12 protein-coding genes are annotated in these 13,311 nt (G+C 66.6%); 4 read left to right on the top strand and 8 right to left on the bottom strand.

The genetic code is table 11. The features are described 5' to 3' along the window. Positions 1-138 precede the first annotated feature (138 nt). A complete protein-coding gene (lysM, locus tag KSS93_RS03405; RefSeq protein ID WP_217840815.1) occupies positions 139-579 on the top strand; it encodes a peptidoglycan-binding protein LysM in 441 nt (146 codons plus the stop codon). A gap of 112 nt (positions 580-691) precedes the next feature. Here lysM and yrfG read toward each other — a convergent pair whose 3' ends face one another. Next, positions 692-1,354, bottom strand: a complete 663-nt coding sequence (gene yrfG / locus KSS93_RS03410) for a GMP/IMP nucleotidase (RefSeq protein WP_217887148.1) — start codon at positions 1,352-1,354, stop codon at positions 692-694. A 64-nt stretch (positions 1,355-1,418) separates the two neighbouring features. On the opposite strand from yrfG, the gene nudE reads away from it, so the two are divergent. Next, a complete protein-coding gene (nudE, locus tag KSS93_RS03415) occupies positions 1,419-1,985 on the top strand; it encodes an ADP compounds hydrolase NudE (RefSeq protein ID WP_217887149.1) in 567 nt (188 codons plus the stop codon). Further along, positions 1,982-2,815, top strand: a complete 834-nt coding sequence (cysQ, locus tag KSS93_RS03420) for a 3'(2'),5'-bisphosphate nucleotidase CysQ (protein WP_217887150.1) — start codon at positions 1,982-1,984, stop codon at positions 2,813-2,815. The genes nudE and cysQ overlap by 4 nt, the downstream gene beginning before the upstream one ends. 231 nt (positions 2,816-3,046) lie before the next feature. Here the strand turns inward: cysQ and KSS93_RS03425 are convergent, their stop codons facing one another. Genes KSS93_RS03425 through rfbB form a run of 7 tightly spaced genes read right to left on the bottom strand, consistent with a single transcriptional unit; the run spans position 3,047 to position 10,110 of the window. Further along, entirely contained in the window at positions 3,047-3,502 is a 456-nt protein-coding gene (locus KSS93_RS03425) for a thioesterase domain-containing protein (protein WP_217887151.1), read from the bottom strand. Next, the gene (locus KSS93_RS03430) at positions 3,499-4,908 is read right to left on the bottom strand and encodes a sigma-54-dependent transcriptional regulator (protein WP_217887152.1); all 1,410 of its coding nucleotides are present in this window, start codon (positions 4,906-4,908) and stop codon (positions 3,499-3,501) included. The genes KSS93_RS03425 and KSS93_RS03430 overlap by 4 nt, the downstream gene beginning before the upstream one ends. Beyond that, positions 4,905-6,719 (bottom strand): sensor histidine kinase, encoded by a 1,815-nt coding sequence (locus KSS93_RS03435; RefSeq protein ID WP_217887153.1) that lies wholly within the window; start codon positions 6,717-6,719, stop codon positions 4,905-4,907. Before KSS93_RS03435 ends, KSS93_RS03430 begins: the two co-directional genes overlap by 4 nt. A gap of 38 nt (positions 6,720-6,757) precedes the next feature. Beyond that, on the bottom strand, positions 6,758-7,618 hold the full coding sequence (gene rfbD / locus KSS93_RS03440) for a dTDP-4-dehydrorhamnose reductase (protein WP_217887154.1): 861 nt from the start codon (positions 7,616-7,618) through the stop codon (positions 6,758-6,760). Further along, the gene (rfbC, locus tag KSS93_RS03445) at positions 7,615-8,163 is read right to left on the bottom strand and encodes a dTDP-4-dehydrorhamnose 3,5-epimerase (RefSeq protein WP_217887155.1); all 549 of its coding nucleotides are present in this window, start codon (positions 8,161-8,163) and stop codon (positions 7,615-7,617) included. The genes rfbD and rfbC overlap by 4 nt, the downstream gene beginning before the upstream one ends. Further along, on the bottom strand, positions 8,150-9,034 hold the full coding sequence (gene rfbA / locus KSS93_RS03450; protein WP_217887156.1) for a glucose-1-phosphate thymidylyltransferase RfbA: 885 nt from the start codon (positions 9,032-9,034) through the stop codon (positions 8,150-8,152). The genes rfbC and rfbA overlap by 14 nt, the downstream gene beginning before the upstream one ends. Then, positions 9,031-10,110 carry a dTDP-glucose 4,6-dehydratase gene (gene rfbB / locus KSS93_RS03455; protein WP_217887157.1) on the bottom strand — a complete coding sequence of 360 codons (1,080 nt, stop codon included), beginning with the start codon at positions 10,108-10,110 and terminating at the stop codon, positions 9,031-9,033. Before rfbB ends, rfbA begins: the two co-directional genes overlap by 4 nt. A gap of 168 nt (positions 10,111-10,278) precedes the next feature. Between rfbB and KSS93_RS03460 the strand changes: the two genes are divergently transcribed. After that, positions 10,279-13,179 (top strand): aminotransferase, encoded by a 2,901-nt coding sequence (locus KSS93_RS03460; protein WP_217887158.1) that lies wholly within the window; start codon positions 10,279-10,281, stop codon positions 13,177-13,179. Positions 13,180-13,311: the final 132 nt, after the last annotated feature.

The raw sequence follows: 13,311 nt of genomic DNA on the forward strand, positions 1-13,311 counted from the left end.
CTAGGCCGCCAGGGGGCGCGCGTCTAATCGCTAGGGTCTATGCCTTGATAGACCGCGTCGATTGGTCGCAGTGGGGCGGGTTCGGCCAGTCTGGCCTAGACTTCTGCTTCCATTGATCCAGCATCCAGGGAGCGCCACATGAGCCTGTTCAGTTTCGTAAAGGAAGCCGGCGAGAAGTTGATCGACCTGCTGACCCCCGGCAACGCCAATGCCGAAGAACAGTTGAAGAAGCACGTCGAGAGCGTCGGGCTGGGCAACCCGAACATCAGCGCCACTGTAGAGGGTGACAAGGTCATCCTCAAGGGCGAGGTGGCCAGCCAGGAGGAGAAGGAGAAGATCATCCTCGCGGCCGGCAACATCGCCGGGGTGGCCTCGGTCGAGGACCAGATCACCGTGACCGGGCCGGTCGTGGCGGCGGCGCGCTTCGTGACCGTGAAAAAGGGTGACACGCTGTCGGCGATCGCAGTGGTGGTGTATGGCAATGCCGGGCAGTACAACAAGATCTTCGAAGCCAACAAACCGATGCTCAAGCACCCGGACAAGATCTACCCGGGGCAGGTGTTGCGTATTCCGGATTGATCGTTACTTGTTGTGATGGATTCTTCGCGGGCAAGCCCGCTCCCACAGGTACTGCACAACTCTCAAGGTTGGTGGAGCACCTGTGGGAGCGGGCTTGCCCGCGAAAGGGCCATTACAAGCCAGCCAAAAGCTCCCGGTAATCCTCCACCGCCGCAAACTCTTGGGTATCGCGAACGGCCCCCCGGCTATCCGGCTGCCTCACCGCCAACAGATGCCCCACCCCAAAACGCTGCGCGCTGCGCAAGATCGCCAGGGTGTCATCGATGAACAGGCTGCGCGCCGGGTCGAAGCCGATGTCTGCTTGCAACGCATCCCAGAACTGCGGGCTCTCTTTCGGGAAGCCGTAATCGTGCGAGCTGATCAGGCGCTCGAAGTACGGCGCCAGCTCTACACGCTCCAGCTTCAGCGACAGCGAATCGCGGTGCGCGTTGGTGATCATCACCACGCGCTTGCCGGCCTGGCGAATGGCCGCCAGGAAGGTGTCGGCGTCGGGCTTCAGGGCGATCAACTCGGCGATTTCCTGCTTGAGCTCGCGGATCGGCAGGCGCAGCTCGCGGCTCCAGAAGTCCAGGCAGTACCAGTTGAGGGTGCCGGCATGCTGCTCGAACAGCGGCTGCAGCTCCATTTCGGCCATGGCCCGGCTCACCCCGTGCAGCTCGGCATAGCGCTGGGGCAGGTGCTCCAGCCAGAAGCGGTTGTCGTAGTGCAGGTCGAGCAGGGTACCGTCCATGTCGAGCAACACGGTGTCGATGGCGGACCAGGGAAGAACAGGCATGGGAAACTCTCGATCGGTCGGCAAGCCACGGTATAGTAACCCGTTCACGCCAAGGAGCTGCCCCATGCGCCAGAAACCCACCGTCCTCAGCCGCGAAATCGTCGCCAGCAGCCGCCTGTTCCGGGTCGAGGCGGTGCAGTTGCGCTTCTCCAACGGCACGGAGCGCACTTATGAACGGCTGGTGGGGCGCGGCAACGGCTATGGCGCGGTGATGATCGTCGCCATGCTCGATGCCGAGCATGCGGTGCTGGTGGAAGAATACTGCGGCGGTACCGACGAGTACGAGCTGTCGCTGCCCAAGGGCCTGATCGAGCCGGGCGAGGACGTGCTGGCTGCCGCCGACCGCGAACTCAAGGAAGAAGCAGGCTTCGGCGCCCGCCAGCTGGAGCACCTGACCGAGCTTTCGCTGTCGCCCGGCTACATGAGCCAGAAGATCCAGGTGGTGCTGGCCACCGACCTGTACGAGGAGCGCCTGGAGGGCGATGAGCCCGAGCCGATGCGGGTCGACAAGGTCAACCTGCGCGAGCTCTCGGCCCTGGCCATGCACCCGCAGTTCACCGAAGGCCGCGCCCTGGCGGCGCTGTACCTGGCCCGCGACCTGCTGATCCAGCGCGGGGTGCTCAGCGCATGAACGACCTGCAATTGCTGCACGAGGTGGTCAAGCTCGCCCAACTGGCCGGCGAGGCGATCTTGCCGTTCTGGCGCGCTGACGTGGCGGTGACCAATAAAGCCGACGATTCCCCGGTGACCGCCGCCGACCTGGCCGCACACCGAGTCATTGCCGATGGCCTGCTGGCGCTGGCGCCGCATATCCCGGTGCTGTCTGAAGAAGATTGCGACATCCCGCAGGCCGTGCGCGAAGGCTGGCAGCGTTGGTGGCTGGTAGACCCGCTGGACGGCACCAAGGAGTTCATCGCCGGCAGCAAGGAGTTCACCGTCAACATTGCGTTGGTCGAGAACGGCGAGGTGGTGTTCGGTGTGGTGGCGATGCCGACCAATGGCCGCTGCTACTTTGGCGGGCGTGAGCTGGGCGCCTGGCGCCGCGATGCCGATAGCCCTGCGCAGCCGATTCAGGTGCGCACCGCGCCACCGGCCGATGGCCGCTTCACTGTGGTTGCCAGCCGTCGCCACTCCAGCCCGCAGCAGGAGGCCCTGCTGGCCGGCCTTGGTGCGGCGGTGGGTGAGCTTGAGCTTGCCAATATCGGCAGCTCGCTGAAGTTCTGCCTGCTGGCCGAAGGCAGTGCCGATTGCTACCCGCGCCTGGCGCCGACTTCACAGTGGGATACCGCCGCTGCGCAAGGGGTGCTGGAGGGTGCCGGGGGCGAGGTGATTGGTTTGGACGGGCAGGCATTCCGCTACCCGCCGCGCGAATCGTTGCTCAACCCGTTCTTCCTGGCCTTGCCGGCTGCTGCCGGGTGGCGGCAGGCGTTGGTGGCGCTGGCTCTCGCGATCGACGCCTGAGGCCCGATCGCCGGCAAGCCGGCTCCTACAAGTACGGCGCAGGTTTGAAGGCTATGCGATCCCTGTGGGAGCGGCTTTAGCCGCGAAGCAGGCGCCGCGGTAGATGGCACCGGCTTCGCCGGTGTTCGCGGGTAAACCCGGTCTCACAGGACCCTGCTAAAACAATGAGTAATCTGTTGTTCCCTGAGAGCCCGCTTGCCGGCGCTAGGCTTTGGGCAGGCAACACACCCCTCAACGATGCAACACGTACTGCCCGCTGAACTTCACCGCCGGCTCGTCACTGCCTTCGTTGCTCACCGTCGTCTCCAGCGTCAGCCGCGCCCGTCCGCGACGCTGGTACATCGCCAGGAAGCGCTCCCAGGCTTTCTCGTCCGGCGCCGGGCAGCGCGCCACCGCCGTGCCGGTCACCGGCAACGGGTAACTGATCTGCCCCTCCTGGATGACGATATGCCCGTCATCGATACCCAGCTCGCGCAACCTCAGGTGCAGCCAGCCCCAGCCCGCCAGCACCGCGCCGCAGTACAGGCTGCCGCCGAACATGGTGCTCTTGTGGTTGACGTTGGGCGCCAGCGGCAATTGCAGGCGCAGGCATTGCCCGTGCCAGTCGAGCACCTGCATGCCCATCTCGCGGGTCAGGGGGATATCGCTGTGCAGCACGGCTTGCAGGTACTGGTTGTCGCGGCTCATGGGCGCGGTTCCTCATGCTCGTCGTGCCCGCCGCTGGCGCCGTCGAAGTTCAGGCCATGCTTGCGCAGCTTGTCGTGCAGGGTCTTGCGCGGGATGCCCAGGGCCTCGGCAAGGCTGCGCATCGAGCTGTGCGGCTGGGCCAGTTCGGCGGCGATCAGCGAGCGCTCGAACTGCTCGACCTGCTCGCTGAGGTTGCCGCTGGGTACGGGTAGCTGCACCTGTGCGCTGGCCGCCGGGGCCTGGCCATCGAGGGCCAGCTCCAAGCCCAGGGCGAAGCGCTCGGCGGCGTTTTGCAGCTCGCGCACGTTGCCTGGCCAGTCGTGGCGCAGCAGCAGCGCGCGCTGGGCCGGTTGCAGGCTGTGCGGGGGCAGGCCGTGGCGCTGGCTGGCGGCATCGGCGAAGTGCTGGAACAGCACCAGAATGTCGTCACCGCGCTCGCGCAGGGCCGGAATGCGCAGCGGCGCAACGTTCAGGCGGTAGTAAAGGTCGGCACGGAAGCGCCCCTGGTCGGCCGAGTGGCGCAGGTCTTCCTTGGTGGCGGCGATGATGCGGATATCCAGCGGGATCAACTGGTTGCCGCCCAGGCGCTCGACCACCCGCTCCTGCAGCAGGCGCAGCAGCTTCACCTGCACGTCCAGGCTCATGCTCTCGATTTCGTCGAGGAACAGCGTGCCGCCGTTGGCGAACTCGAACTTGCCGATGCGCCGCTTTTGCGCGCCGGTGAAGGCTCCGGGCTCATGGCCGAACAGCTCGCTTTCGACCACCGACTCGGCCAGGGCTCCGGCGTTGATCGCCACGAACGGCCCGTCACGGCGGCTCGACAAGTCGTGCAGGGCGCGGGCCACCACCTCCTTGCCGGCACCGGTCTCGCCGAGGATCAGCACATCGGCGCGGGTACCGGCCAGCGCGCCGATCTGCTCGCGCAGGCGCTGCATCGACGGCGACTGGCCCACCAGGCGGGTGGCCAGCTGCTGGCGGTCGCTCAGGGCCAGGCGCAGGCTGCGGTTGTCCAGCACCAGCCGGCGCAGGGCCAGGGCGCGGCGCACGCTGTCCAGCAGGGCATCGGTGGCAAAGGGTTTTTCGAGAAAATCATAGGCCCCGGCGCGCATGGCCTGCACCGCCAGCGGTACATCGCCATGGCCGGTGATCAGCAGCACCGGCAGCTCGCTGTCGCGGGCATGCAGTTGCTCCAGCAGTTGCAGGCCGTCGATGCCCGGCATGCGGATATCGCTGACCACCACCCCCGGCCAGTCGGCCTCGATGCGCCCGGCCAGGCCCTGGGCGTCGGCCAGCGTCACCACCTTGAGCCCGGCCAGGTCGAGGGTCTGGCTCAGGGCCTGGCGCAGGTGCGGGTCGTCATCGACCAGGACTACCTGGGCGCGGCTGTCGATCAGTGTCTCGGTCATGCCGAGGTGTCCTCCGAAGATTGCAGGTTGGCGCCGGGCGTGGCCACGCGCAGTTGCAGGGTCAGCAGGGCGCCGCCTTCCGGGTGGTTGGCCAGCAGCAGTTCACCGCCCAGGGCGCGCATCAGGCTTTCGCAGATGGCCAGGCCCAGGCCCAGGCCCTGGGTGCGGGTCTTGGTGGTGAAGAACGGCTCCTTGGCGTGCTCCAGGGCCTGGCGGCTGAAGCCCGGGCCGTTGTCGCGGATGTACAGGTAGACGCAGTCCTCGACGCGCTCGGCACTCAGCCACAGCTTGCGCGGGTTGGCTTTTTCGGTGAGGGCGTCCAGGGCGTTGGCCAGCAGGTTGCCCAGCACCTGGCGCAGGCGGGTTTCGCCGGCCTGCACCCACAAGGTGGCCTCGGGCAGGTCGCGCACCAGCTCCACCGCCATCGCCCGGCGGCGCTTGGCCAGCAGCGCCAGGGCGTCGTCCAGCGCCGGTTGCAGGGCCACGCTTTCGGGGGCGTGGCGGTCGCGACGGGCAAAGGCGCGCAGGTGGGCGATGATCGAGGCCATGCGCCCGGTCAGCTCGCCGATCAGCTTGAGGTTGCCGCGCACATCCTCGGTGCGCTCATGGTCGAGCAGAATCTCGGCGTTTTCGGCGTAGCTGCGGATCGCCGCCAACGGCTGGTTGAGCTCGTGGCTGATGCTCGCCGACATGGTGCCCAGCACCGACAGCTTGCCGGCCTGCACCAGTTCGTCCTGGGCGCGTACCAGCTCCTGCTGGGCGTTCTCGCGCTCCAGCACCGCGCTTTTCAGGCGGGTATTGAGGCCTTCGAGGGCGGCGGTACGTTCGGCCACGCGTTTTTCCAGCTCTTGCCGGGCATGGGCTTCGAAGTCGATACGGTCGATGTAGTGGCGCCGGCGCTGCATCACCAGGCCGGCCAGCAGCATGGCCACCAGCAGGGCGCCGGCGCCGATGGCCATCACCGTTTGCACCGAGCGGTCGACCAGGATGCGCGGGGCGAGGATGCTCACCTGCCAGCCGGTTTCCTTGATGTCGCGGGTCTGGGTGATCCAGGCATCGGCGGGCAGGGTCAGCGGCTGCGGGGCCTGGGTCGGGTAGGGCTGGATGGCGATGATCGCCTGGCGTTCGGCATCGGTCAGCTCGCGGGTGGCGCGAAAACGCCAGTCCGGGCGTGAAGTCAGCACCACCACGCCGTTCTGGTCGGTCAGCAGCAATTGCTCGGGGGTGCGGCCCCACAGGGTTTCGGTGTGGTCGAGGTCGACCTTGACCACCAGCACGCCGATCACCCGCTCGCGGTCGCGCACGGCGGCGGCGAAGAAGTAGCCGCGCTTGGCCGAGGTGGTGCCCTGGCCGAAGAAGCGCCCCAGGCGCCCGGCCATGGCCTCGTTGAAGTACGGGCGGAAGGCGAAGTTGCGGCCAACGAAGCTGTCTTGCTTGTCCCAGTTGGACGCCGCCAGGGTATTGCCGCTGACGTCCATCAGGTACATCACCTCGGCACCGGTCTGGTGGGTGATGTCCTTGAGCAGGCGGTTGGCGTTGGTCACCGCCTCGAGCTTGAACGGGTCGGCCAGGGCTCCACGCAGCGCCGGCAGGTCGCCGAGAATCTGCGGCAATACCTCGTAGCGGTGCAGGGTGCCGAGCAGGTTGGCGACGTACAGGTCGAGAGTCTGGCGGTTCTGCGAGGCCAGCTGGTCCTGATAGTAGCGCTCGGCCAGGTGGTGCAGTGGCCACAGCAGCGGCGTCAGGCACACGGCCAGCAGGGCGAGGCTGCGCCAGCGGGGGCGGCGGGGAGGCGTCGGTTTTGGAATCATCGAGTCATTGCGCCAGAAAAGTCTGGCGCAATTATGCGCTACTTCAGGCAGTCGATCAGCGCTTGATGCCAGTGCGGCTGGCTGACCTGCCACTGTTCGGCGAGCCGGGTGCAGTCCAGGCGCGAATTGAGCGGGCGCCGGGCCGGGGTCGGGTACTCGCTGGAGGGGATCGGCAGCAGTTCGGCGCAGGGCAAGCCGCGGGCCTTGAGCTGCTCGCCGATGGCCTGGGCGAAGCCGAACCACGACGTTTCACCCTGGGCTGTCAGGTGGTAGGTGCCCCAGGCGCCAGCCTGGCCCTGCTGCCAACGCTCGATCAGGGCGCGGGTGCTGGCAGCGATGGTGCCGGCCCAGGTAGGGGCGCCGATCTGGTCGGCCACCACTTTGAGCTGGGGTTTTTCTTGCAGCAGGCGCTGCATGGTCAGCAGGAAGTTGCGCCCATGCTGCGAATAAACCCAGCTGGTACGCAGGATCAGGTGCTCAGCGGCCACCGCACCAATCGCCTGCTCGCCGGCCAGCTTGCTGCGCCCGTACACGCCCAGCGGGTTGGGGGCGTCGTCTTCGCTGTAGGGCGTGGCCTTGCTGCCGTCGAACACATAGTCGGTGGAGTAGTGGATCAGCGGCACGCCTAGGTGTGCGGCCTCTTCGGCCAGCACCCGGGGGGCGTCGGCGTTGATCGCGAAGGCGAGTTCGGCCTCGCTCTCGGCAAGGTCCACGGCAGTGTGGGCGGCGGCGTTGATGATCAGGTCCGCTGCCAGGTCGCGCAACGGCACACGTAACTGCTCGGGCCTGGCCAGGTCGAGTTGGTCGCGACCAAGCAGCAGCACCTCGCCCAGCCCCGCCAGCGAGCGGCCCAGCGCCTGGGCCACCTGGCCGTTATGGCCGCACACCAGGATTTTCATGGGAACAGCTCCGCGTCCTTGAGCAGCACTGCGGCCTGGTCCTTGGCCGACAGCTGCGGCTGCAGCCCGTCCAACTGCCAGTCGATGGCCAACTGCGGGTCGTCCCAGCGGATGCTGCGCTCGGCGGCAGGGTTGTAGTAGTCGGTGGTCTTGTACAGAAATTCGGCCGACTCGCTGAGCACCACAAAACCATGGGCGAAACCGGCCGGGATCCACAGCTGCCGGTGGTTGTCGGCACTCAGCCGCTCGGCCACCCACCGGCCGAAGGTCGGCGAGCTGCGGCGAATGTCCACCGCCACGTCCAGCACCTCGCCCTGTACCACCCGCACCAGCTTGCCCTGAGGGTTCTGCACCTGATAGTGCAGCCCGCGCAGCACGCCGCGCTGGGAGCGCGAGTGGTTGTCCTGGACGAACTCGGCCTGCACCCCGGTGCACTCGATGAAGGCACGGGCATTGAAGCTTTCGTAGAAGAACCCGCGGCTGTCGCCGAAGACCTTGGGTTCGATGATCAGTACATCGGGGATTGCGCTTTCAACGATTTTCATGGGTCTCTTCAGCCAACTTGCTCAAGTACTGGCCGTATCCGGTTTTTTTCAAATCCGCAGCCTTGGCCAGCAGGCGTTCGCGGCTGATCCAGCCTTCCTGGAAGGCAATTTCTTCCAGGCAGGCGACTTTCAGGCCCTGGCGGTTCTCGATGGTCTGCACGTACTGCGAAGCCTCCAGCAGGCTCTCGTGGGTACCGGTGTCGAGCCAGGCAAAACCTCGACCGAAGCGTTCGACACGCAGGTCGCCACGCTTGAGGTAGGCATTGTTGACGTCGGTGATCTCCAGCTCGCCCCGGGCCGAGGGGCGAATGCCCTTGGCGATCTGCACCACGTCGTTGTCGTAGAAGTACAGGCCGGTCACCGCGTAGCTGGACTTGGGCTGCTGCGGTTTTTCCTCGATCGACAGGGCCCGGCCTTCGGCGTCGTACTCGATCACGCCGAAGCGCTCCGGGTCCTTGACCCAGTAGCCGAATACGGTGGCGCCGCTGGTGTGGCTGGCGGCGCGTTGCAACTGCCCGGTGAAGCCCTGGCCGTGGAAAATGTTGTCGCCCAGAATCAGGCACACCGAGTCGTCGCCGATGAACTCCTCGCCAATCAGGAACGCCTGGGCCAGGCCGTCGGGGGAGGGCTGTTCGGCGTAGCTTAAGTTGATGCCGAACTGGCTGCCATCGCCGAACAGCTGGCGGTACTGCGGCAGGTCCTGGGGGGTGGAAATCAGCAGGATGTCGCGAATGCCGGCGAGCATCAGCACCGAGATCGGGTAGTAGATCATCGGCTTGTCGTAGATCGGCAGCAGTTGCTTGGACACCCCGAGGGTGATCGGGTGCAGGCGGGTGCCGGAGCCACCGGCCAGGACGATACCTTTGGTCATGCGATCAGGTCCTTGAAGTCGGAGTTGCCCAGCCGTTGCCCTTGGTAGCTGCCATCCTGGACGTGTTTGCACCAGTCTAGATTGGCCAGATACCACTGGACGGTCTTGCGCAGCCCTGTGAAGAAAGTTTCATCGGGTACCCAGCCCAGCTCGCGTTCGATCTTGCTGGCATCGATGGCGTAGCGCAGGTCGTGGCCGGGGCGGTCCTTGACGAAGGTGATCAAGCTGGCATAGCCGCTTGCGGGGCGCTGTTCGGGCGCCAGTTCCTCGAGCAGCTCGCACAAGGTGCGCACCACGTCGATGTTCTTCTGCTCGTTGTGCCCGCCGATGTTGTAGGTTTCGCCGACCTTGCCGGTGGTCACCACGCTCAGCAGCGCGCGGGCGTGGTCCTCGACGTACAGCCAGTCACGCACCTGCTCGCCATTGCCGTACACCGGCAGCGGCTTGCCGGCCAGGGCGTTGAGGATCATCAGCGGGATGAGCTTTTCGGGGAAGTGGTACGGGCCGTAGTTGTTCGAGCAGTTGGTGATCAGCACCGGCAGGCCGTAAGTGCGCTGCCAGGCGCGTACCAGGTGATCGGAGGCCGCCTTGCTGGCCGAGTAGGGCGAGCTTGGCGCGTAGGGGGTGGTTTCGGTGAACAGCTCGTCGGCGCCGTGCAGGTCGCCGTACACCTCGTCGGTGGAGATATGGTGGAAGCGAAACGCCGAGCGTTTTTCGGCCGGCAGTTTGCTCCACCAGGCGCGGGTGGCCTCCAGCAGCGCATAGGTGCCGACGATGTTGGTGTGGATGAACGCGGCCGGCCCGTCGATCGAGCGGTCGACATGGGATTCGGCGGCCAGGTGCATGATGGCGTCCGGCTGGAAACGCTCGAGCACCGCGCTGACCGCCGGCTGGTCGGCAATATCCGCCTGGACGAACTCGTAGCGCGTATTGCCGGCAATGCCCTGCAGCGACTCCAGGTTGCCGGCATAGGTCAGCTTGTCGAGGTTCAGCACCTGGTGCCCGGTGTGGTCGATCAACTGGCGGACCAGGGCCGAACCGATGAAACCGGCGCCGCCGGTAACGAGAATGCGCATGTACGGTTGCCTGTGCTGGAAAGTGATGGCAATAGCGTAGCCTGTCGGCTGCGTTCACCCATGGCAAGTACGACGGCGCCCTTGAGGGCTGCGGACTTTTATGGGGGGCTACTTGTTTATCGGCTGCAGTAGTGGCGATATAAGCGAAAAAAACGAGGTCCGCTGCAAATGCCCCTGAGTACCCTGATCCAGCGTTCGAGCCAGCCCAGCCCAATACTCGGCGAAGCCCAGGCCCATGCCTTGCTGCGCTCGCACTACGATTTGCAGGGCAGCCTGCAGGCGCTGGGCAGCCAGCAGGACCTGAACTTTCGTGTCGACACCGGTCAGGGACGCTTCGTGCTCAAGGCCTGCCACGCCAGCTACGCCGAAGCAGAGCTGCAGGCCCAGCATGCAGCGCTGGCCTACCTGCGCCAGCACGGCGTGCCGGCGCCGAAAGTGCGCCCGGCGAAGGGCGGCGATGAACTGCTGGCGCTGGAGGTCGATGGCCAGCCACTGCGTATACGCCTGCTCGACTACATCGACGGTGAGCCGCTGACCCGCCTCAAATACATGCCAGCGCGCCTGATGGCCGAGCTGGGTGCGTTATGTGCACGTCTCGACCAGGCCCTGGCAGGCTTCGATCACCCAGGGCTGGAGCGCACCCTGCAATGGGACCCGCGCCATGCCGTGGCGCTGGTCGAGCACCTGTTGCCGGTAATCAGCGACCCGCAGCGCCGCGCACAGCTCGCCGCGCTGGCCGCCCAGGCGGCGCAGACGCTGGCTCCGCTGGTGGCGCAGCTGCCGGTACAGGCGGTGCACCTGGACATCACCGACGACAACGTGGTCTGGGCCCGTGACGGGCAGCGCGAGTGGCAGGTGCAGGGGGTGATCGACTTCGGCGACCTGCTGCGCACCTGGCGCATCGCCGACCTGTCGGTGACCTGCTCGGCCTTGCTGCACCACGCCGAAGGCGACCCGCTACGCATTCTTGCGGCCGTTTCGGCCTATCACGCCGTGAACCCGCTGCAAACCGCCGAATTGCGCGCCCTGTGGCCATTGGTGCAACTGCGCGCCGCAGTGCTGGTGCTGAGTAGCGAGCAGCAACTGACGGTCGACCCGGGCAACCAGTACACCCGCGACAACATCGCCCATGAATGGCAGATCTTCGATACCGCCAACGCCGTGCCGGCGGCACTGATGGAGGCGGCGATCCTGCAGGCCGCAGGCCAGGTACCGGCGCAAGCGGGCTTGAGCGGTTGTGTGCCGTTGCTGGCGTCCATCGCCGGGCAGGCAGTGCGGCGTGTCGACCTTGGGGTGCTCAGCCCGCACTGCGAAGCGGGCAATTGGCAGGAGCCGGGTTTCGATCAGCGCCTGCTGGCTGCGCAGCCCGCGCCGGCCTGCAGCCTGCATGGCCAATACCGCCTGTCGCAGACCCATATCGACCGAGCCGATGAGCCGGCCACCTGCGCCTTGGGCGTTGAGCTGCACGTGCTGCCGGGCAGCGCCTTGCAAGCCCCGCAGGACGGCGTATGGCAACGCGTGGACGCCCAGCGCGGCTGCCTGCGCACCGAAGCCTGGAGCCTCTGGCTCGATGGCCTCGAAGAGGCCCCGGCCGACGGCCTGGTGCTGCAGCGTGGCCAGGCGCTGGGCGCCACCTGCGGTTATCTGCGGGTGCAGCTGTGCCTGGGTAGCGAGGCCCGGCCGCCGTTTTTCGCAACGCCGTCCCACGCTGCGGCCTGGCTGGCGCTGTGCCCGTCGCCGGCCGCATTGCTGGGTTTTGACTGCGACGCCGAACCCCTGGCCGACCCGCAGGCGCTGCTGGCCCGGCGTGACGCAAGCTTCGCCCGCTCGCAGAAGCACTACTACGCCCAGCCGCCGCACATCGAGCGCGGCTGGCGCAACTACCTGATCGACATGCAGGGCCGCTCGTACCTCGACATGCTCAACAACGTCGCGGTGCTTGGCCATGGCCACCCGCGCATGGCCGCCGAGTCGGCGCGCCAGTGGTCGTTGGTCAACACCAACTCGCGCTTTCATTACGCGGCCATCGCCGAATTTTCCGAGCGCTTGCTCGAGGTGGCGCCAGAAGGCTTCGACCGGGTGTTTCTGGTCAACAGCGGTACCGAGGCCAACGACCTGGCGATCCGCCTGGCCTGGGCCTACAGCGGCGGTCGTGACCTGCTCAGCGTGCTGGAGGCGTATCACGGCTGGTCGGTGGCCACCGATGCCATCTCCACATCGATTGCCGACAACCCGCAGGCGCTGGAAACCCGCCCCGATTGGGTGCACCCGGTCGAGGCGCCGAACACCTTCCGCGGGCGTTTCCGTGGTGCAGGCAGTGCGGCTGACTACCTGCGTGACGTCGACGCCAAGCTGGCCGCCATCGATGCCAGCGGGCGCCCGCTGGCCGGCATGATCTGCGAGCCGGTGTACGGCAACGCCGGCGGCATTTCGCTGCCGCCGGGCTACCTGCAGCAGGCCTACGCCAAGGTGCGCCAGCGCGGCGGGGTGTGCATCGCCGACGAGGTGCAGGTGGGCTATGGGCGCCTGGGCGAGTACTTCTGGGGCTTCGAGGAGCAGGGCGTGGTGCCGGACATCATCACCATGGCCAAGGGCATGGGCAACGGTCAGCCGTTGGGCGCGGTGATCACCCGCCGCGAGATTGCCGAAGCGCTGGAGGCCGAGGGCTACTTCTTCTCGTCGGCCGGCGGCAGCCCGGTGAGCTGCCGCATCGGCATGGCGGTACTCGAGGTGATGCGCGACGAGGGCCTGTGGGACAACGCCCGTGATGTGGGCCGTTACTTCAAGGCGCGCCTGGAGGCACTGGTAGATAAACATCCGCTTGCCGGCGCTGCCCATGGCTCGGGCTTCTACCTGGGCCTGGAACTGGTGCGTGACCGCAGCACCCTGGAGCCTGCCAGCGAGGAAACCATGGCCTTGTGCAACCGCCTGCGCGAGCTGGGGATCTTCATGCAGCCGACCGGCGACTACCTGAACATTCTCAAGATCAAGCCACCGATGTGCACTACCCGGGCCAGCGTGGACTATTTCGTCGACAGCGTGGACCGCGTTCTGGGTGAGGGGTTGTAAGGGCCCATTGGCAGTAACGGGGCTTGCTCACTTTCCAAAAGCTGGCGCGATCCCTGTGGGAGCGGGCTTGCCGGAGTGCCGGACCACCGCGAACACCGGCGCAGCCGGTGCCAGCCATCGCGTCGCCTGCTT

It is taken from the genome of Pseudomonas xanthosomatis (genome assembly GCF_019139835.1).
Classification (GTDB): Bacteria; Pseudomonadota; Gammaproteobacteria; order Pseudomonadales; family Pseudomonadaceae; genus Aquipseudomonas; species Aquipseudomonas fakonensis.